This window comes from Streptomyces sp. NPDC091292 (genome assembly GCF_044757265.1).
Taxonomy (GTDB): Bacteria; Actinomycetota; Actinomycetes; order Streptomycetales; family Streptomycetaceae; genus Streptomyces.
This window is the reverse complement of the sequence record NZ_JBIVUQ010000001.1, coordinates 1,202,415-1,219,427: the sequence shown is the minus strand read 5'-3', so window position 1 is coordinate 1,219,427 and position 17,013 is coordinate 1,202,415. Positions and strand designations below refer to the sequence as shown.

Sequence of the window (17,013 nt, the reverse complement as noted above, 5' to 3'; positions counted from 1 at the left end):
GGGGTGCATCCGGGGTACTCGGCGTGCGGGCGCCTGTCCGAAGGCCGATGCTGGTCCCGTGATGGACGAGACGGAGTTCTGGGAGCTGATCGACGGCACCCGCGAGGCCGCCGACGGCGACCCCGAGGACCATGCCGAGCTGCTCGTCGACCGCTTGACGCAGGCCGACCCGGAGTCCGTGCTCGACTTCGCCCGTCACTTCGAGTCCCGGTACCGCCGCGCGTACCGCTGGGACCTGTGGGGCGCCGCCTGGGTACTGCTCGACGGCGCGAGCGACGACGCCTTCGACTACTTCCGCTGCTGGCTGATCGGGCAGGGCCGCGACGTCTTCGAGGGCGCCCTGCACGACCCGGACGCCCTCGCCGACCTCCTGGACGACTTCGACGACGAGATCGACGGGGACGGCGAGGAGCTGGGGTACGCGGCGGACGAGGCGTACGAGACGCTGACCGGCACGGTCGCGCCCGACCTCGGCATCCCGCCCGCGCCGCCGGAGCCGGAGGGCACGGCGATCGACTTCGAGAACGACCAGGAGCTGGCGCGGCGGTATCCGAAGCTGTGGGAGCGGTTCGGGGTGGCCGGGGCCGGGGCCGGGGCCGGGGACTGAGACGCCCCGGAACATCCGGCGGCGTTCCCCGATCGCGCTGCTCGCTGGCGCTACTCGTTCGCGCGTTCTACCAGTAGGTGGCCGGTCCTGTGAGGACCCAGCCGGCGTCGGTGGGTCTGACCCGGAAACCTAATGCCACCTCGATCACCTGCGCACGGTAGGTGATCTCGACGTAGCAATTACTGCTGGTGTCGCTCCAGTGGAAGTCCGCGAGAGCGAGTTCGCCGAGCCAGGACAGGTCCTGCTCCCACTCGTCGGCAGAAGGGCTGCCGCTCGCCTCGTCCTCATCGGCGCTCGCTTCGACGGAGCCGGACCACAGCGACTTGAGCACATGCCGGACCGGGTAGTGATCGGTGAGCTGTTCGGCCTCAGGGATCCTCCCGGCTCGGAGCAGGCTGAAGTAGCCGCGAACGACCGCTTCGACGTCTGTCCTGGCAGGGTGCTCCGTCCAGATCTTCACCGCGAGATCGTATGAGTCCGCAGGGCTCGGACACAGCGCTTCTAGAGACTCCGGCCCATCATGACGTCGTCCACATACGCGCCGCCCAGGTAGAACTCCTCGGGCTGCACGCCCTCGACGACGAAGCCCTCGGACTCGTACAGCTTGCGCGCGGGGGTGTTGTGGCCGAGCACCCGCAGGGTGATCCGGCGCGCGCCCTGGCGGCGGGCCTCGTCCAGGACCGCGCGCAGGAGCGCCCGGCCGACGCCGCTGCCGCGCGCCGCGTCGGCGACGGCGAGGCCCTGGATCTGGCGGACGTGCGCGTTCGACGCGAGCGGGGTCGGGAAGCCGAGCCGGATGTAGCCGACGATCCGTCCGCCGGTCTCGGCGACCAGATGGTCCCTGGGACCGAACCGCTCGTTGAAGAAGGGTTCGTACGGCGGCTCGTCGGGCGGCTTCACGGCGTGCAGCGGGGACCAGGTCTCGCGGTCGAGACGGCCGAGCGCCGTGTCGTCGGCGGCCAGGGCGAAACGTATGTGCGGCTCGGGCATGAAGGTCATCGTACGGCGGACGCGGCGCCACGCCCCGGGGTTTTTCGGCGGGCAGGACGGGCGGGGCAGGATGGGGGCATGCAGCCCTCTCGGATCGCGATCGCCGGCTCGACCGGCCTCATCGGTACGGCACTCACCCGCTCACTGACCGCCGACGGGCACGAGGTGGTGCGGCTGGTGCGGCGCGCCCCGCGCGCGCAGGACGAGGTGCGCTGGGATCCGCTGCGGCGGCGAATCGATACGGCAGGCATCGCCGGGTGCGACGCCGTGGTGAATCTGGCGGGTGCCGGGGTCGGCGACCACCGCTGGACGGACTCGTACAAGCGCGAGATCCGGGACAGCCGGATTCTGGGGACCGGGACCCTGGCGCGGGCGGTGGCCTCGCTCGACGTGCCGCCGCGGGTGTTCGTGAGCGGCAGCGCGGTCGGCTTCTACGGCGAGACCGGTGACTGCGCGGTGGACGAGAGCGCGCCGGCCGGCGAGGGGTTCCTGCCGTCCCTGTGCCAGGAGTGGGAGGGCGCGGCGGGGGCGGCGGCCGACGCGGGCGTACGGACGGTGTTCGCGCGGACCGGTCTGGTCGTGGCGCGCGAAGGCGGCGCGTGGCAGCGGCTGTTCCCGCTGTTCAAGGCGGGTCTGGGCGGGAAGCTGGGGGACGGCGGGCAGTACTGGAGCTTCATCGCGCTGCACGACGAGGTGGCCGCGCTGCGCCATCTCCTGGCCACGGACGCGCTGTCCGGGCCGGTCAATCTGACGGCGCCCGAGCCGCGGACGAACCGTGAGGTGACGGCGGCGATGGGGCGGGTCCTCGGCCGCCCGACACTCTTCACGGCGCCCGCGCCGGTGCTGAAGGTGGTGCTCGGCGAGATGGCGGGCGATGTGCTGGGCAGTCAGCGGGTGGTGCCGAAGCGGCTGTTGGATTCGGGGTTCGTGTTCGCGTTTCCCGGGATCGAGGACGCGGTGCGGGCGGCGCTGTAGGGCGCGGTCCTCTTCTGGTACGGGGGCTCTTGAGGGGGCGTACGACGCGTGCGTGGGGGCGTGCGACCCGGCTGGGCGTGGTGTGCGACCGTCGTGCGACTGTGCCCGGTCGGTGCGCGAGTGTTCCCGGTCCCGCCGACTTCTACCCTCGTCCCGAACTCGGGTATTCCGGCCGTACGTTGGGGGCAAGAGGCCCCCAACAGCCGCGCGACCTCGGGAGGGGCACGTGCTTGAGCCCGCACGCCATGCGGACGTCGTCGTCGTGGGAGCCGGGGTCGCGGGACTCACGGCCGCCAAGGAGCTGATCAGGGCAGGAGTAACGACCGTGGTCCTGGAGGCCGCCCCTTACGTGGGGGGCCGGATGTCGACCGAGAAGGTCGACGGCTTCCGGCTCGACCGGGTCGGCCAGCTCCTGTCGACCGCGTATCCCGAACTGCGGCTCACACCGGGGCTCGAAGGGCTGGTGCTGCGCCCGTTCTCGCCCGGTGTGCTGGTCCACAGCGAGGGGCGGCACCACCGGGCCGGGGAACCGGGGATCACGCGGCGCGCGAGGGGCGCACTACGGGCGGCACGCGCCCTGGCGAGCGCCCCTCGGGGGGCGTACGGAGTGCGGGGTACCGGGAGGTTCGGGGCGCCGGGCGCCGGGCCCGTGGGCGGGCCGATCGACCAGGCGCGACTCGGGGCCGCGCTCGCCCGGCTCGGCGAGACGCCCGTGGAACGGCTGCTTGCGCGGCCGGAGTCACCGGCCGGGCAGGCCCTGCGGTCGCGCGGTCTGCCCGCGCGGACCGTCGACGGTTTTCTGCGTCCGCTGCTCGCGGCGCTGCTGTGCGACCCGGACCTGACGACGTCGAGCCGCTGCGCGGACCTCGCCCTGCACGCCTTCGCGCGCGGGCGGCTGTGTCTGCCGGAGGGGGGCGCGGAGGCGATCCCCGAACTACTGGCGGCGGGCCTGCCCCCCGGAACCCTACGAACCGGCGTACGCGCCACCGCCGTATCGACGACCTCCGTCGCCACCGCCGAACACGGAGAACTGCGGTGCCGGGCAGTCCTGCTGGCGACGGACGCGCGGTCGGCCGCGGAACTCCTTCCCGGGTTGCGCGTACCGGACTTCCACCCGGTGACGGTCCTGCACCACACGACGGATGAACCGCCGCTGACCGAGCCGGCGCTGCTGCTCGACGCGGACCGGTCGGGGCCGGTGGCCCACACGGCGGTGGTGAGCACGGTGGACCCGACCCGGGCGCCGGCGGGCCGCATATTGGTCTCATCCACGGTCCTGGGCCCCCCACCCCCCGCCCTGGACAAGGAGGTACGCACCCACCTGGCCGCCCTGTACGGCACGTCCACAGCGAACTGGGACCTCCTGTCCGTCCACCACACCCCGGAGGCGGTCCCGGCAATGCGCCCACCCCACGACCTGCGCCGCCCGGTCCGCGTCCTGTCGGGCCTGTACGTGTGCGGCGACCACCGCGACACGAGCACGGTCCAGGGCGCCCTGCATTCGGGCCGCCGGGCGGCGCGGGCGTTGCTGACGGACCTGGGAGCGGGGGCCGGTGCCGTCCGGCGGTCGGGCGGATTACGTCCGGCGGCGTAGCGCACACCAAAGACACCGGCACCTTCGGAGCCGGGGCCGGCGGACGCTGTCCCGAGTGACATGGACGAGTGACATGAACAAGGAGGGGATGCGGTTGACCAGTTCCGTGCCGTGGCAGGAGAGTCTTTCCACCGGTACCGAGGCGGTTCAGGACGAGGTGATCCGCTGGTACCAGGAGACGCCCGAGGGCAAGGGATACGTACCGACCATGATCTGGGGGACCCTCCAGACGGAGGCGTACGCCACCGTGATCCTGGGGCAGGTGGTCGACTTCCTCGGTGTCCCGAACGACGTGCCGGCGGGAGTGGCCAAGCGCATGCGGCGCCAGCAGGTGCTGTACGACGGTGAGCACCACTACGCCGTCGTCCTCGGCGAACAGGCCCTCTACACGAACATCGGCGGACCCGAGGTCATGCGGGAACAACTGGACCGCATCCTCCGCGACATCGACCTCCCGTCACTCACGCTGGGCATCATCCCCGCAACGGCACGCGTGAACATGCTCCCTGTCCACGCCTTCAACATGCACGGCGAACAGGTCCACGTAGAACTGGTCTCCTCGGGAGTGGACATCACCGACCCCGGCGAACTCGCGCTCTACCGGAAGGCGTTCGACAGACTGAGCGAAGCGGCGCTGTACGGAGACAAGGCCAAGGAACTCCTACGGAAGGCCCTCGCTTTCTGGACCGATTCCTCATCTGGCTGACGACACCAGGAACGGAGGTGGGAGCCTGGCAGCGCCCGGTCAGGATCCCGGGTGAGCCGCCGGTTCCCCTCCGTCGAAGTGGGCTGTTGCCGGACGCCTCGAAGACCCCTACGTCACCCCTACGTCAGCCCTGCCGCGCCCCCGCCAGCCGCCCCCGCGCGGCGGCCTGGATCTTGGAGGGGCCGAGTCCCCATTCGAGGGTGCGGCCGACGGCTGTTGCCAAGGGGCGGTCCCAGCCGGTGCGGACGGGGGGCGGGCGGTGGATGTCGAGTTCGGTGCGGGCCCAGTCGGGGAGGAGTCCGACCGAGGCGTTCATGAGCAGGCCGACGACCAGCCGCTCCCGTCGGGTGCGTCCGAAGCGGCGGAGGAACCGTACGGAGTCCAACGCGGCCGGGGTGGCGTGGAGTTGGGGGCGGAGGCGGGTCAGGTAGTCCTCGGCTTCGAGGGAGGTGCGCGGTACGTTCCGTGCGCCCAGCGCCTCAGCCACGGGGGCGGCCTGGCGGTAGTAGGCGTCGCACTCGGCGGGGGTCAGCCGGAGCGGCCGGGGCGCGTAGGTCTGATGGCCCGCGAGGAAGCTGCGTACCTCGGCAGTGTGCACCCACGTGAGCAGGTCGGGGTCGTCCGCGCGGTACGGCCGGCCGTCGGGGGCGGTGCCGTGCACCCGGGTGTGGATCCGCCGGACGAGGTCGATCACCTCGCGGGCGGCGGCCGACGAACCGAAGGTGGTCGCGGTGATGAACCGTACGGTCCCGTTCAGCCGCCCGACCGGATCCGCGCGGAAGTCGGAGTGCTGGGCGACCCCCGCCATGGCCAGCGGATGCAGCGACTGGAGCATGAGCGCGGCGAACCCGCCGGTGAGCATCCCGGTGGCATGCCCGTGCACCCGCCACACCGGGTCCCCCGGCGCGATCCCGAACAGCCCGGGATCACCGGGCGGCCCCGCGTACCGCTCCAGCTTCAGATCGCCGCCGTGCGTGGTCGCCGTGAGTTCCGCCGCGATCCGTTCCCGCAGTCCCACCAGCACCTCCAGGGTCCGTCTCCCTCAGCCGAGCGTACCGACCCGCCCGGCGAGCACGGCCGCGAGGACGAGCAGCCCGCACAGGGGGTTGGTGGCGAACACCCGCCCGCACGCTCCGACGTCCGAGGGATCGGCCCGCCACACCTGCCATCCCAACTGCCCCGCGACCACGCCCAGTCCGGGCCAGTACAGCGGCCCGAGCCCGGCCACGACCCCGAACCAGGCGAGCAGCACCACACACCCCGCGTACACACCGCCCACCAGCACCCGGCTACGGCGCCCAAGGAGCACGGCGGCCGACCTCACCCCGGCCCGTACATCGGCCTCCCGGTCCTGGCAGGCGTAGATCACGTCCGTCCCCACGGCCCAGCAGATCAGCGCCCCGTACAGCACCGCGCCCGCGAGCCCGAGCCCGCCGGTGAGCAGGCCGTACACCAACGGCACCGCCCAGTTCATGCTGATCCCCAGCCACACATGCGGCCAGTGGGTGATCCGCTTCATGTACGGGTACACCGCCGCGAGGGGCGCCCCGGCCGCCGCCCAGAGCACGGCCTCCACGCTCCAGAACGCCATCACCAGCGGAGCGACGGCCCCCACCACGACACACAGCACCAGTGCCCGCCCGGCCGACAGCCGCCCCGAGGCGACGGGCCGCCCCGCCGTACGCGGCACCTGGGCGTCGAACCGGGCGTCCAGCACATCGTTGAGCCCGGAGGCGGCCCCGCGCGACAGCACCCCGTACACCAGGAGCAGCAGCCCGAGCAGAACCCCGTCCCGGGGCCCAGCCATCGCCCCGAGGGCGATCCATCCGGGAACCACCAGCAGCCAGGCCCCGACCGGCCGGTCCAACCGCAGCAACTCCAGATACGCCCGCACCCCGACGGGCGCCCGCCCCACCAGCCGGGCAGCACGGCCCTGGGCCGAGGCTTGCGGAACGGCGGTCATACCGATTCAGGCCCCTCCCCAGAAGGATTGTGTGCTGATCGGTCCAACCTAGCGCCGCGCGTCCTACGTGGGTGTCAGATGGCTAAGCCTGCCCGTCTGGCCAACCTGGTCAGGCGGTTGTTCGACCGCTTGTGCTTGGACACCAGAACGCGGGTCAGTTCCAGGCTGGTCGGGTGTACGGCTGCCATCTCCGGTGCGACATCCCACGCCTTCTCCAGGCATTCCAGGGTTCCGTCCTGGTCGCCGAGCGCTAGGTGAGAGCGGGCAACGTTCATATACAGGGGACCCACGCGGGTTGCCGGAAGGGTCATTCCTCCGCTGATCAGGTCGTCCGCCGTATTCAGGGCCCGCCTGTGCTCGTCCATGTCCGACGCGGTGGCGATGACGTGCGTAGCCGTGTTTTCGGGGCCGAAGTGGAGTCCGTGCTCTGCGATGTCCTCGGGGAATTCTTCGGCCGCTTGCTGCGCCGCATTGATATGCCGGTTCGTCAACTGCCGGTCTTTGAGCCGACCGGCGAGAGTCAGACCCCGAAGGTGAAGAATTCCGAGAGCATAGGCCCGGTCTCGTCCGGCGAGAGTCGACTCTGCCTGAACAATGGACCGATCAATGATGGTGAGGCCCCCGGCGAAGTCACCGCTGTTGAGGAAGGTACCGGCTTCGTCCCGTGCGGCGACCATCGCCGCCACCGGATCCGCTCGCTCCGCCGCCAGGCGCTGCTTCGTGGTGGCCAGTTCGGCGAGGTGCATCCACCGGTGCCGGGCGGCAAGCCAGTAGACAACGCCGTAGACATCGGCTACCAGCGTCCATGCCTTCGGTTCTCCGGTCAGGTGCGCGTGGCTGGTTACCCGGTTGAGAAGACTTGGGAGGCGCAGAATAATTTTGGACAGCTCGGTATTCCATCGGAGCTGATTAAGTTCGTCCACTTCTTGTTGCAGCAACTCAGGATGGACCGGTGGTTCGCCGGGAATGTTGAATCGGCGGATGGCCCAGTCCAGGTCGCGCAAGTTCTGCTCGGGTGCGCTTCCCAGTAGTTCATCCAAGGTGATCTTCATGGCGTGGGCGAGAGCGGCGCCCACGCCTTGGGTGAGCGCCCGGTCCCCCACCTCGATCTTGCTGAGAAGAGAAACCGAAACACCTGCCCTTCGAGCGAGGGCGACTTGGCTGAGTCCGAGTTGTTTCCGGCGCACTGAGACGTTGGCGCCTGGTCCGGGTACCTGCGTAGCGCTCATACGTTGAGCCTTCCCCGCTCGGTGACGTCCTCCCTCACATGGTGGCCCGCCGTAACCGGGCGCCGTTGAGCGCAGCGTCGACTTACGCTCGAAGCATGAGTGCCAACCTGGGCAAGCGGCTTCAAGTAGTACGCAAGCGACGAGGCATGACGCAACGTCAACTCGCCGACGAGTCAGGCGTATCCCTGTCTCTGGTCCGAAAGCTGGAGCAGGGGGAGCGCGCGGATACGCGTCTGGAGACCGCGCGGCGGCTGGCTCAGGCGCTGCGGGTGCCGACCACGAAACTGATCGCCGACCATGTGGACGAGCCTGGGGCGGCGTCGGGGGTTGATGACCCCTGGAACGGCGTACGGCGGGCCCTTGTTGCTCCGGTGCGGACCGGAGAAGGGCCGGCCGAGGAGCCGACGGTGGACGGTGTCCGTGATGCCGTCGAATCGGCGCTGCCGCTCTTTTCCGGCGACCGCTGCGCGGAGCTGAGTGAGATCCTTCCGCCCTTGCTCCGGGACGCCGATCTCGTCGCCGAACAGGGTCCCGCCGGGCGGGCCGTCCGGGTCCGGCTGTCTCATCTGACGGGCTGGCTGCTCACGCAGACCCGGCAGTTCGAGTCGGCCGACATCGCGCTGTCCCGCTCGCTGGAGGAGTCCTCGGACCGGCTTCAGGCCGCCGCGACGGTGAGCACGCAGTGCTGGCTCCTGCTGCGGCTCGGCCGGCTGGCCGAGGCGCGGGAGTTGGCGATCCGATGGGCGGACGAGGTCGAGCCGCGTATCTCCCGGGCGACTCCGGCGGAGCTGAGCGCGTGGGGCTGGCTTCTCCTACGGGCATCCGCAGCCGCGATCCGCGACAACCGGCCGGGTGAGGCCGAAGAAGCACTGCGCTACGCCCACTCGGCCGCGGTCGCCATGGGCCGGGAGTTCGCCCCACGTGACGACTTCTTGCAGGCGTACGGCCCGGTGACCGTGGCCCTGAAACGGGCCGAGAACGCGATGATCGCCGACAAACCGGACCTGGTCCTCAAGCTCTCGGCGCGTATCCCGACGGGTGGCATGCGACCAACCTCCAACAACCGCAACCGCCACCTCCTGGATGTGGCCGAGGCACACGCCCGCGCGCGGGACTACACAAGCACGGTCGAGGTCTTGCAGCGCATCCACACGGACGCCCCACAGTGGCTGCCGAATCAGCGGTACGCGCGGGACATCTTCGGCCGGGTCATCGGGCGTCGCCGTCAGAGGGCTTCGCTGTTCTCCTGGCCGGTAGCGGCCGTACTCTCGGACCATGGCTGAGCACCTGGGAGACCGGCTGGTACGACTACGGCGGCTCGCCGACCTCACGCAAGAGGGGTTGGCGGAGAAGTCCGGTGTGTCGTCCGACGTGGTCAAACGGCTTGAGCAGAAACGCAAGCACAGCGCGCGCTTACCGACCCTGCATGCCTTGGCCCAGGGACTCGGCGTCGAGCTGACCTCCCTGCTCGGTGATCCGCCGGGGGTACCGTCCACGGGGGAGGTCGATCCGCCCCAACTCGTCGCCGTACGGCGCGCGATCATGCCGCCCCTGTTCGCCCCGCCACCCGACCCCAGCGGCGCCGAGCGGCTGACCGTACCGCTGCTCCGGCGCGAGATCGCCGACGCGTGGACGCTCTACCACGGCGCGGAGTTCGGTCGGCTGATGGAGGTACTGCCCGGCATCATCCATGACGCCCGCTTCACGGCATCCGTCGGCAGCGGGGACGAACGGGCGGCCGGGCAGGCGGCCTTGGGCAAGGCCCTCCAGTTGGCCGGCCACCTCGCCATCCGGCTCGGCAAGACGGACCTCGCACTGAGTGCGCTGGAGCGTGCGATGAACGCCGCCGAGCAGTCGTCCGATCCGCTGCTCGCCCCCATGGTCAGCAACTCGGTCGCCTGGAACTACCAGCGCCAGAACCGGTTGGACGACGCGGAGCGCCTCGCGGTGTACGCGGCCGACGGCGTCGAACGCGACCACGGTGACACCGCCGAGGGCGTCCGCGTATGGGGCGGCCTGCTCATGTCGGCGGCGACGAGCGCGGCCCGCTCGGGCGACTACGACACCGCGAGCGACATGATGACGACGGCCGAGAAGGCGACGACGCGGCTGGCCGCGCTTCCGCCCCCGGTCAACGGCCGCATGGTGTCGGTGTTCAGCCGCTCGTCCGTACGCATCGAGCGCGTACGCCTGGCCGTACAGCACGCCCGCCCCCAAGAGGCGCTGAACCTCGCCAAGGGCATGCGCCTCCGCGCCGACACCCCGCCGTCATGGCGTACATGGCTTCTGCTGGATGTCGCCCGCGCCCACACGGACCTCGGCAACGCCGAAGGCGCGGTGAAGGCGCTGACGCGACTCCGCGAGATCGCCCCGGCCTGGATGCGACACCACACCCTGGCCGTCTCGATAGTGAACGACCTGTGGGCCCTACCGAATCACCCGCCAGGGCTCCGCAAACTCGCGGAGTTCCTTGGAGTCACCAGCTAAGGCAGCAGAAGTGGGCCGTTGCGTCCCTGTAGCGCCGCGACAACTCTGCGTGACGATTGCCCTTCGTAAGTAGTCGACACGAGGGGTTGATCATGACGCGGCAGGTCGAGGCAAACACGACGGCCCCGCAGCGAGGGGCGCTGGTGTACGACCCGGTGAGGCGCAAAGTCGGTGAGTTTCAGGACCGAGCTGGGCCGTATGCCATGCTCCGCCCCGTCGGCGGCGGTCGCGAATGGGAAGCCGATCCTGCTCGCATCCGCCCCGCCACCCCCACCGAACGCCTCAGCGCCAACGTCAAAGCCGCCAACCAGCGGGCGGAGCGTGCCCTATGAGTACCCGCTCCGTCATCCGCCACGAGCGGTGGACCCTCGAACCCGACCTAGAACCGGACGCCGAAGCCACCACGTACGCCATGCAATGCGCCGTATGCGAAGCCGCCTCGGACACCGACGAAGACTTCGCCGACCCCCAGAGCTGGGCCCTCAAACACAGCGGGCGCAACCCCTCCCACCACTCCTACCGCGAAATCACCACCCAGCCCTGGCGCACCTGGATGCACACGGCCCCCGTGCGCTGGGGATTCGACGTGGGCGACGTCGTCTGGGACGACCACGCGCGCCGCCGAGGCATCGTCACCGTCCGCAACGGCGGCTCCGTACGCCTCTCCGGCGACTCCCGGCAGGAATGGATCACCGACATCGACTCGGTCGCCACCTACCCGACCGACCTCGACCCCGACTGCCCGCCAGGCGCCGTGGCGATGAAGGTCGGGCCGGACACTGTGCGGATCGGAGACCGCGTACGCGTACGCGGTCAGGTGTACGCCGTCCACGACCTCCGGCCCCCCGTCAACAACACCTCCCGCACCCTCGTACTCCCCGGCCACCCCATGAAACGCTGCACCAGCCAATTCGCACCCCCACCCGACATGCAGACCGAAGCCTGCCGCCTCGCAGGCGTCTACGCCGACGACGACGCCGCCCTCGTCCTCGAATGCGAACTCCACGAACACGACGACGAGCACGACGATCACCACGCCGCCGGCATCATCGAGGCCCAGGACGAGACCGGCCGTATGACCTGGGTCTGGTGGCGCGCCGGGGTCGAAATGCGCGACACCTGTCCGATCAGCTCCCACCCTGACCACCCCGACCACCCCGACCACCACGACCGCGTCGACCACGAGGCATGCGGGCTCTTCGCCGGTCATCCGGGCCCCCACACCTGGGAACAGCTCCTCTAGAACGGCCAAGGGCCGCCATCTCCAGCCCGGAGAATGGCGGCCCTCGTAGTCCGCTCAGGCACAGCGCCCAGCGTCACCGCATCTTCGGCCCACCCCGAGGCATCCGCATCCCCTTGGGCATCGGGCCCTTCGGCAACGGCATGTTGCTCATCAGGTCGCCCATCGCGCGCAGGCGGTCGTTGGTCGCGGTCACCTGGGGGCCCGTCAGGACGCGGGGGAACTTCATGAGGGTGGTGCGGACCTTCTTGAGGGGGATCTCTTCCTCGCCGGTGCCGACGATCACGTCGTGCACCGGAACGTCCGCGACGATGCGCGCCATCTTCTTCTTCTCGGCGGCGAGCAGGCCCTTCACACGGTTCGGGTTGCCCTCGGCGACCAGCACGATGCCCGCCTTACCTACCGCGCGGTGCACCACGTCCTGGCTGCGGTTCATCGCCACGGCGGGCGTGGTCGTCCAGCCCCGGCCGATGTTGTCGAGTACGGCCGCCGCCGCTCCGGGCTGGCCCTCCATCTGCCCGAAGGCGGCCCGCTCGGCCCGGCGCCCGAAGACGATCGCCATCGCGAGGAAGGCGAGCAGGAGACCGAGGATGCCGAGATAAATGGGGTGACCGATCAAGAAACCGATCCCGAGCGCGACACCAAGGGTGACGATGCCGACGCCCGCGAGCACCAGACCGATCTTGGAGTCGGCCCTGCGGGTCATCTTGTAGGTCAGGGCGATCTGCTTGAGCCGCCCGGGGTTCGCAGCGTCCGCTGCGGTTTCCTTCCTCGCCATGCCCCGAAGTCTACGTGGCCCACGCGGCGGCCACGACGCCCGGTCGGCCCCGGCTTCCGGGACCCGGCAAGGGGCACCTCACGGTGCGCGATACATCCGGTATGCGGTGTTACGGCCTACCGGATTACGACGTACGGGCGGCCAGTGCCTCGTCGAGCAGGCGCTCGGCCTCGGTGCGGTCCTTGGCGCGGCGGCGGTCCTCCAGGACGGAGGTCCAGGCGTTACGCCGGGCGGTGCGCTGGCCGCCGCTCATGAGGAGGGATTCGACGGCGCGCAGGGCGCCTGTGAAGGACGGGATGGCGGTGGCACGTACGGGTGCGGCCTGCATGGCGGTGGTTCCCCTCGGAGCGCTGGTTGGGCGTTGGGACGGGTCCGGCTCCAGGTCCGGGTACGGACGGGTACGTAGCGCCGACGTGCGACGGCGTACGCGGAGTGGAACCAGGGTCACTCACTGGTGTTACCAGGGCGTGACCGACCGGTCAAACGCCCATGAAGCCTGGACAGTGCCCCTCCGAACAGCCCGGGAACAGCGGAACGGCCCCGACCGGCCCGCTACCTGCGGGGACAGTCGGGGCCGCGCCGAACCGGCCACTACCGGCCGGTAATGTCATGTGCCCAGATTCACACGGGCCCCAGCACCGGCCCCAGCACGGGCCCCACGCCCAGGGCTCAGACCGCCTGCGAGGCCACGTACGCGCCCCGGTGCTCCACCGCCATCTGGTACAGCCGCCCGGCGCGGTACGAGGAGCGCACCAGCGGGCCCGACATCACACCGGAGTAGCCGATCTGCTCGGCCTCCTCCTTCAGCTCCACGAACTCGTGCGGCTTGACCCAGCGCTCCACGGGGTGGTGGCGCACCGTCGGGCGCAGGTACTGCGTGATGGTGATCAGCTCGCAGCCGGCCTCGTGCAGTTGGCGCAGCGCCTCGCTGACCTCCTCGCGGGTCTCGCCCATGCCGAGGATGAGGTTCGACTTGGTGACCAGGCCGACCGCGCGCGCCTCGGTGATCACCTTCAGGGACCGCTCGTACCGGAAGCCGGGGCGGATGCGCTTGAAGATCCGGGGCACCGTCTCGACGTTGTGCGCGAGGACCTCGGGGCGGGACGAGAAGACCTCGGCGAGCGCGTCGGGCTCGGCGTTGAAGTCGGGGATCAGCAGTTCGACCTTGGTACGCCCGGCCTCGCGCCCGGCGGTCATGGCGTGGATCTGGCGGACGGTCTCCGCGTACAGCCAGGCGCCGCCGTCCTCCAGGTCGTCGCGCGCGACGCCGGTGATGGTGGCGTAGTTGAGGTCCATCGTGACGACCGACTCGCCCACGCGGCGCGGCTCGTCACGGTCGAGCGCCTCCGGCTTGCCGGTGTCGATCTGGCAGAAGTCGCAGCGCCGGGTGCACTGGTCGCCGCCGATGAGGAAGGTCGCCTCGCGGTCCTCCCAGCACTCGTAGATGTTGGGACAGCCCGCCTCCTGGCAGACCGTGTGCAGTCCCTCGCTCTTCACGAGCTTCTGCATCTGCGTGTACTCGGGGCCCATTTTCGCCCGGGTCTTGATCCACTCGGGCTTGCGCTCGATGGGGGTCTGGCTGTTGCGGACCTCCAGGCGCAGCATCTTGCGTCCGTCGGGTGCGACTGCGGACACATCGGCTCCCTGTTGGTTGGCGTGATCTTCGCCGGTGGCGTGATCCTCGCGGGGTGGCGTGATCTTCGATTCTTCGGCGTACACCAGGGTACGCCCGTCATGTGTACGGTCCTGCCCCCGGGCCAACCTCCGGCTGCCGGGGTGCATTCCCCCGTTCGCTACGCGGTCGCGGGCACCACGGGGGCCGCTTCCAGCGGGCGGGGTCGCGGGTCGGCGTTCTCCAGGACCTCGGCGAGGTGCCGCTCGACCACCGGGAGGACATCGGCGATGGTGAGGTCGCGGCCCAGTTCGTTCGCGAGCGAGGCGACGCCCGCGTCCCGGATGCCGCAGGGCACGATCCGGTCGAACCAGGTGTTGTCGGGGTTCACGTTCAGCGCGAAGCCGTGCATCGTCACGCCCTTGGCCACGCGGATACCGATCGCGGCGACCTTGCGGTCCTCGCGGCGCTGGCCCGCGTTGGACGGGGCGTACTCCGGACCGTTGAGCCGGGGGTCGAACTCGTCGTCGTGCAGCCGGGGGTCGAGGTCGAGCGAGAGCCCGCCGAGCGCCGGGCCGCCGTCCACCTCTTGCCGGGGCTCCCCCAGCACCCACACCCCGCTGCGGCCCTCGACCCGGGTCGTCTCCAGACCGAACTCGGCGCACGTACGGATCAGGGCCTCTTCGAGGCGGCGGACGTGCGCCACGACATCGACCGGGCGCGGCAGCTTCATGATCGGGTAGCCGACGAGCTGCCCCGGGCCGTGCCAAGTGATCTTGCCGCCGCGGTCGACGTCGATCACGGGGGTGCCGTCGAGCGGGCGCTCGCTGTCCGAGGTACGGCGGCCCGCCGTGTAGACGGGCGGGTGTTCGAGGAGGAGGCAGGTGTCGGGGATCTCGTCGGCGAAGCGCGCCGCGTGGACGCGCCGCTGCTCGTCCCATGCCGCCTGGTACTCCACCCGGTCCGCGCCGAATCCGATGCGGACGAACCGCAACTCACTCACGGCAAGCGCCTCCCTCAAGGTTCACGGTGCATGCATCCCGCCCTCCGCCACTGTACGACTCGTCATTTCACGTCAGCGGTCCGGGCGATCCTCACACGATCGGATGAATGCAGGGCGAACCGGACTGCGGGGACTTCGCCGACCGCTACATTCGCGCCGTTCACAAGGCCATAAGGGCTGCTCAAGGCGTGGCCCGGAAGGCAGGAGACCGCACAGCTGATGACGGAACGACCTCCGCAGCGCACCCCGAACCGCCAGCTTGCCGCGCTCATCGCGGAGGCAGGGTTCTCCAACGCCGGTCTGGCCCGCCGTGTCGACCAGCTCGGCCTGGAGCATGGGCTGGATCTGCGGTACGACAAGACCTCCGTGACCCGCTGGCTGCGCGGCCAGCAGCCTCGCGGCACGACCCCCGCGCTGATCGCGGAGGTCTTCACCCGGCGCCTCGGCCGCCGCCTCTCCGCGCAGGACCTCGGACTCGACGCGTGCGCGCCCGTGTACGCGGGCCTTGAGTTCGCCCATGGGCCCGAGGAGGCCGTCGACATCGTCAGCGGCCTGTGGCGCAAGGACTCGGGCACCCACGCCGAACTCCGCAAGATCGCCTTCACCCCGGCGGGCCTCGTGGTCCCCAGCCGGGACTGGCTGATCGGCCGGGCGGACGACCGGGTGGGACGGACGGACGACGCGGCGCACGGTCAGGGCGAGGCGGGAGGACGAAGCCAGGGCGAGGCGGCTCGGGCACGGGCGGACGCGAGCCCCGAAACCTCCACGGCACCCACCCCCGTACCCCGCCCCTCCCCCGCCCCCAAGCCCACCGGCCCCAACAAACCCACCGTCTCGGGGTCCGCGTCTCCCGGGCGGATTCCGGCGCAGCGGCAGCGGGGTGCCGAGCGGGGGCCGGGACACCGGGTCACGGCCGGTGACATCTCGGCCCTGCGCTCCGTCGCCGACCTGTTCCGCACCCTCGACAACACCTACGGGGGCGGGCACGCGCGACAGGCCCTCGTGCGGTACCTGGAGCACGAGGCCGAACCGATGCTGCGGGGCGCGTACGGGGAGCAGACCGGGCGGCGCCTGTTCGCCGCCGCCGCGGATCTGACCCGGCTCGCGGGCTGGACGTCGTACGACATCGCGGCGCACGGCCTCGCGCAGCGCTACTTCGTCCAGGCGTTACGGCTGTCGCAGGCCGCCGGGGACCGGGCGTACGGGTCGTACGTGCTGGTGACGATGAGCCGACAGGCCGTGTACCTAGGGCACGGGCGGGAAGCCGTGCAGTTGGCCCGGGTCGCCCAGCAGGGCGTCGGTTCGTCGGCGCCGCCCGTCGTGCAGTCGCTGCTCCACGCGGCGGAGGCCCGGGGGCACGGGGTGCTCGGCGAGGTACGGGCGTGCACGGCGTCGCTGGTACGGGCCGAACGGGCGCTGGAGGCCGCGCGGCCCGGGGACGACGTACCGCACTGGGCGCGGTTCTTCGACGACGCGCAGCTCGCGGACGAGTTCGGGCACTGTCACCGGGATCTCCAGCAGTACCGGGCCGCCGCGCAGCACGCGGAACGGTCGCTTCAGTTGCGGGGGCCCGGGTTCGCGCGCAGCCGGGTGTTCTGCCGGGTCGTCCTGGCCACGGCCCGCCTCGGCCTCGGGGAGCTGGACCAGGCGTGCCTGCTCGGCGCCGAGGCCGCGAAGGAGGCCGCCGACATGCGGTCGGTACGGGCCCTGGAGTATGTCCGGGACTTCGAACGCCGCCTGGATCCGTACCGGGACACGGCACCGGCGCGTACGTACCGGGAGAAGGTGGCGGCGATCCCTTAGCGGGTGGCTGGGGCGGGGCGGCGGGC

17 protein-coding genes are annotated in these 17,013 nt (G+C 70.8%); 8 read left to right on the top strand and 9 right to left on the bottom strand.

The window, feature by feature from the left end:
• Positions 1–61 precede the first annotated feature (61 nt).
• On the top strand, positions 62–607 hold the full coding sequence (locus ACIQNU_RS06025; protein ID WP_401362485.1) for a DUF4240 domain-containing protein: 546 nt from the start codon (positions 62–64) through the stop codon (positions 605–607).
• A 67-nt stretch (positions 608–674) separates the two neighbouring features.
• Here ACIQNU_RS06025 and ACIQNU_RS06020 read toward each other — a convergent pair whose 3' ends face one another.
• Both ACIQNU_RS06020 and ACIQNU_RS06015 read right to left on the bottom strand, forming a co-directional pair.
• A complete protein-coding gene (locus tag ACIQNU_RS06020; protein WP_401361346.1) occupies positions 675–1,067 on the bottom strand; it encodes a hypothetical protein in 393 nt (130 codons plus the stop codon).
• A 41-nt stretch (positions 1,068–1,108) separates the two neighbouring features.
• Positions 1,109–1,606 (bottom strand): GNAT family N-acetyltransferase, encoded by a 498-nt coding sequence (locus ACIQNU_RS06015; protein ID WP_401361344.1) that lies wholly within the window; start codon positions 1,604–1,606, stop codon positions 1,109–1,111.
• 69 nt (positions 1,607–1,675) lie between these two features.
• Here ACIQNU_RS06015 and ACIQNU_RS06010 point away from each other — a divergent pair, with 69 nt between their 5' ends.
• The 3 genes from ACIQNU_RS06010 (at position 1,676) to ACIQNU_RS06000 (ending at position 4,872) form a co-directional block, all read left to right on the top strand.
• Positions 1,676–2,572, top strand: coding sequence for a TIGR01777 family oxidoreductase (locus ACIQNU_RS06010; RefSeq protein WP_401361342.1), 897 nt, complete (start codon positions 1,676–1,678; stop codon positions 2,570–2,572).
• Between the two features lie 226 nt (positions 2,573–2,798).
• The gene (locus tag ACIQNU_RS06005; RefSeq protein ID WP_401361340.1) at positions 2,799–4,166 is read left to right on the top strand and encodes an NAD(P)/FAD-dependent oxidoreductase; all 1,368 of its coding nucleotides are present in this window, start codon (positions 2,799–2,801) and stop codon (positions 4,164–4,166) included.
• A 73-nt stretch (positions 4,167–4,239) separates the two neighbouring features.
• Positions 4,240–4,872, top strand: a complete 633-nt coding sequence (locus ACIQNU_RS06000; protein WP_401361338.1) for a DUF5753 domain-containing protein — start codon at positions 4,240–4,242, stop codon at positions 4,870–4,872.
• A 124-nt stretch (positions 4,873–4,996) separates the two neighbouring features.
• Here ACIQNU_RS06000 and ACIQNU_RS05995 read toward each other — a convergent pair whose 3' ends face one another.
• From ACIQNU_RS05995 to ACIQNU_RS05985, 3 genes are all read right to left on the bottom strand, one after another.
• The gene (locus tag ACIQNU_RS05995; RefSeq protein ID WP_401361336.1) at positions 4,997–5,890 is read right to left on the bottom strand and encodes an oxygenase MpaB family protein; all 894 of its coding nucleotides are present in this window, start codon (positions 5,888–5,890) and stop codon (positions 4,997–4,999) included.
• Between the two features lie 24 nt (positions 5,891–5,914).
• Positions 5,915–6,835 carry a 4-hydroxybenzoate octaprenyltransferase gene (locus tag ACIQNU_RS05990; RefSeq protein ID WP_401361334.1) on the bottom strand — a complete coding sequence of 307 codons (921 nt, stop codon included), beginning with the start codon at positions 6,833–6,835 and terminating at the stop codon, positions 5,915–5,917.
• A gap of 74 nt (positions 6,836–6,909) precedes the next feature.
• Positions 6,910–8,064, bottom strand: coding sequence for a helix-turn-helix domain-containing protein (locus ACIQNU_RS05985; protein ID WP_401361332.1), 1,155 nt, complete (start codon positions 8,062–8,064; stop codon positions 6,910–6,912).
• A gap of 95 nt (positions 8,065–8,159) precedes the next feature.
• Here ACIQNU_RS05985 and ACIQNU_RS05980 point away from each other — a divergent pair, with 95 nt between their 5' ends.
• From ACIQNU_RS05980 to ACIQNU_RS05970, 3 genes are all read left to right on the top strand, one after another.
• Positions 8,160–9,347, top strand: coding sequence for a helix-turn-helix transcriptional regulator (locus tag ACIQNU_RS05980; RefSeq protein ID WP_401361331.1), 1,188 nt, complete (start codon positions 8,160–8,162; stop codon positions 9,345–9,347).
• Positions 9,340–10,551, top strand: coding sequence for a helix-turn-helix domain-containing protein (locus ACIQNU_RS05975; RefSeq protein ID WP_401361329.1), 1,212 nt, complete (start codon positions 9,340–9,342; stop codon positions 10,549–10,551). Before ACIQNU_RS05980 ends, ACIQNU_RS05975 begins: the two co-directional genes overlap by 8 nt.
• Positions 10,552–10,879: 328 nt before the next feature.
• Positions 10,880–11,794 carry a hypothetical protein gene (locus ACIQNU_RS05970; protein WP_401361327.1) on the top strand — a complete coding sequence of 305 codons (915 nt, stop codon included), beginning with the start codon at positions 10,880–10,882 and terminating at the stop codon, positions 11,792–11,794.
• A gap of 73 nt (positions 11,795–11,867) precedes the next feature.
• Here ACIQNU_RS05970 and ACIQNU_RS05965 read toward each other — a convergent pair whose 3' ends face one another.
• The 4 genes from ACIQNU_RS05965 to lipB form a co-directional block, all read right to left on the bottom strand.
• Positions 11,868–12,569, bottom strand: coding sequence for a DUF4191 domain-containing protein (locus ACIQNU_RS05965; protein ID WP_401361325.1), 702 nt, complete (start codon positions 12,567–12,569; stop codon positions 11,868–11,870).
• 124 nt (positions 12,570–12,693) lie between these two features.
• Positions 12,694–12,897, bottom strand: coding sequence for a hypothetical protein (locus ACIQNU_RS05960; protein ID WP_401361323.1), 204 nt, complete (start codon positions 12,895–12,897; stop codon positions 12,694–12,696).
• A gap of 341 nt (positions 12,898–13,238) precedes the next feature.
• Positions 13,239–14,204, bottom strand: a complete 966-nt coding sequence (gene lipA, locus ACIQNU_RS05955; RefSeq protein WP_401361321.1) for a lipoyl synthase — start codon at positions 14,202–14,204, stop codon at positions 13,239–13,241.
• Positions 14,205–14,362: 158 nt separating this feature from the next.
• Positions 14,363–15,184: a lipoyl(octanoyl) transferase LipB gene (lipB, locus tag ACIQNU_RS05950; protein WP_401361319.1), complete on the bottom strand. Its 822-nt coding sequence runs from the start codon at positions 15,182–15,184 to the stop codon at positions 14,363–14,365.
• A 219-nt stretch (positions 15,185–15,403) separates the two neighbouring features.
• Between lipB and ACIQNU_RS05945 the strand changes: the two genes are divergently transcribed.
• Entirely contained in the window at positions 15,404–16,987 is a 1,584-nt protein-coding gene (locus ACIQNU_RS05945; RefSeq protein ID WP_401361317.1) for a regulator, read from the top strand.
• Positions 16,988–17,013: the final 26 nt, after the last annotated feature.

Bases quoted from the DNA above. Each gene is read 5' to 3' on its own strand.
- ACIQNU_RS06025 (WP_401362485.1), top strand. From the start codon at position 62: ATGGACGAGACGGAGTTCTGGGAGCTGATCGACGGCACCCGCGAGGCC.
- ACIQNU_RS06015 (WP_401361344.1), bottom strand. From the start codon at position 1,606: ATGACCTTCATGCCCGAGCCGCACATACGTTTCGCCCTGGCCGCCGAC.
- ACIQNU_RS06010 (WP_401361342.1), top strand. From the start codon at position 1,676: ATGCAGCCCTCTCGGATCGCGATCGCCGGCTCGACCGGCCTCATCGGT.
- ACIQNU_RS06000 (WP_401361338.1), top strand. From the start codon at position 4,240: ATGAACAAGGAGGGGATGCGGTTGACCAGTTCCGTGCCGTGGCAGGAG.
- ACIQNU_RS05990 (WP_401361334.1), bottom strand. From the start codon at position 6,835: ATGACCGCCGTTCCGCAAGCCTCGGCCCAGGGCCGTGCTGCCCGGCTG.
- ACIQNU_RS05985 (WP_401361332.1), bottom strand. From the start codon at position 8,064: ATGAGCGCTACGCAGGTACCCGGACCAGGCGCCAACGTCTCAGTGCGC.
- ACIQNU_RS05980 (WP_401361331.1), top strand. From the start codon at position 8,160: ATGAGTGCCAACCTGGGCAAGCGGCTTCAAGTAGTACGCAAGCGACGA.
- ACIQNU_RS05975 (WP_401361329.1), top strand. From the start codon at position 9,340: ATGGCTGAGCACCTGGGAGACCGGCTGGTACGACTACGGCGGCTCGCC.
- ACIQNU_RS05970 (WP_401361327.1), top strand. From the start codon at position 10,880: ATGAGTACCCGCTCCGTCATCCGCCACGAGCGGTGGACCCTCGAACCC.
- ACIQNU_RS05965 (WP_401361325.1), bottom strand. From the start codon at position 12,569: ATGGCGAGGAAGGAAACCGCAGCGGACGCTGCGAACCCCGGGCGGCTC.
- ACIQNU_RS05960 (WP_401361323.1), bottom strand. From the start codon at position 12,897: ATGCAGGCCGCACCCGTACGTGCCACCGCCATCCCGTCCTTCACAGGC.
- ACIQNU_RS05945 (WP_401361317.1), top strand. From the start codon at position 15,404: ATGACGGAACGACCTCCGCAGCGCACCCCGAACCGCCAGCTTGCCGCG.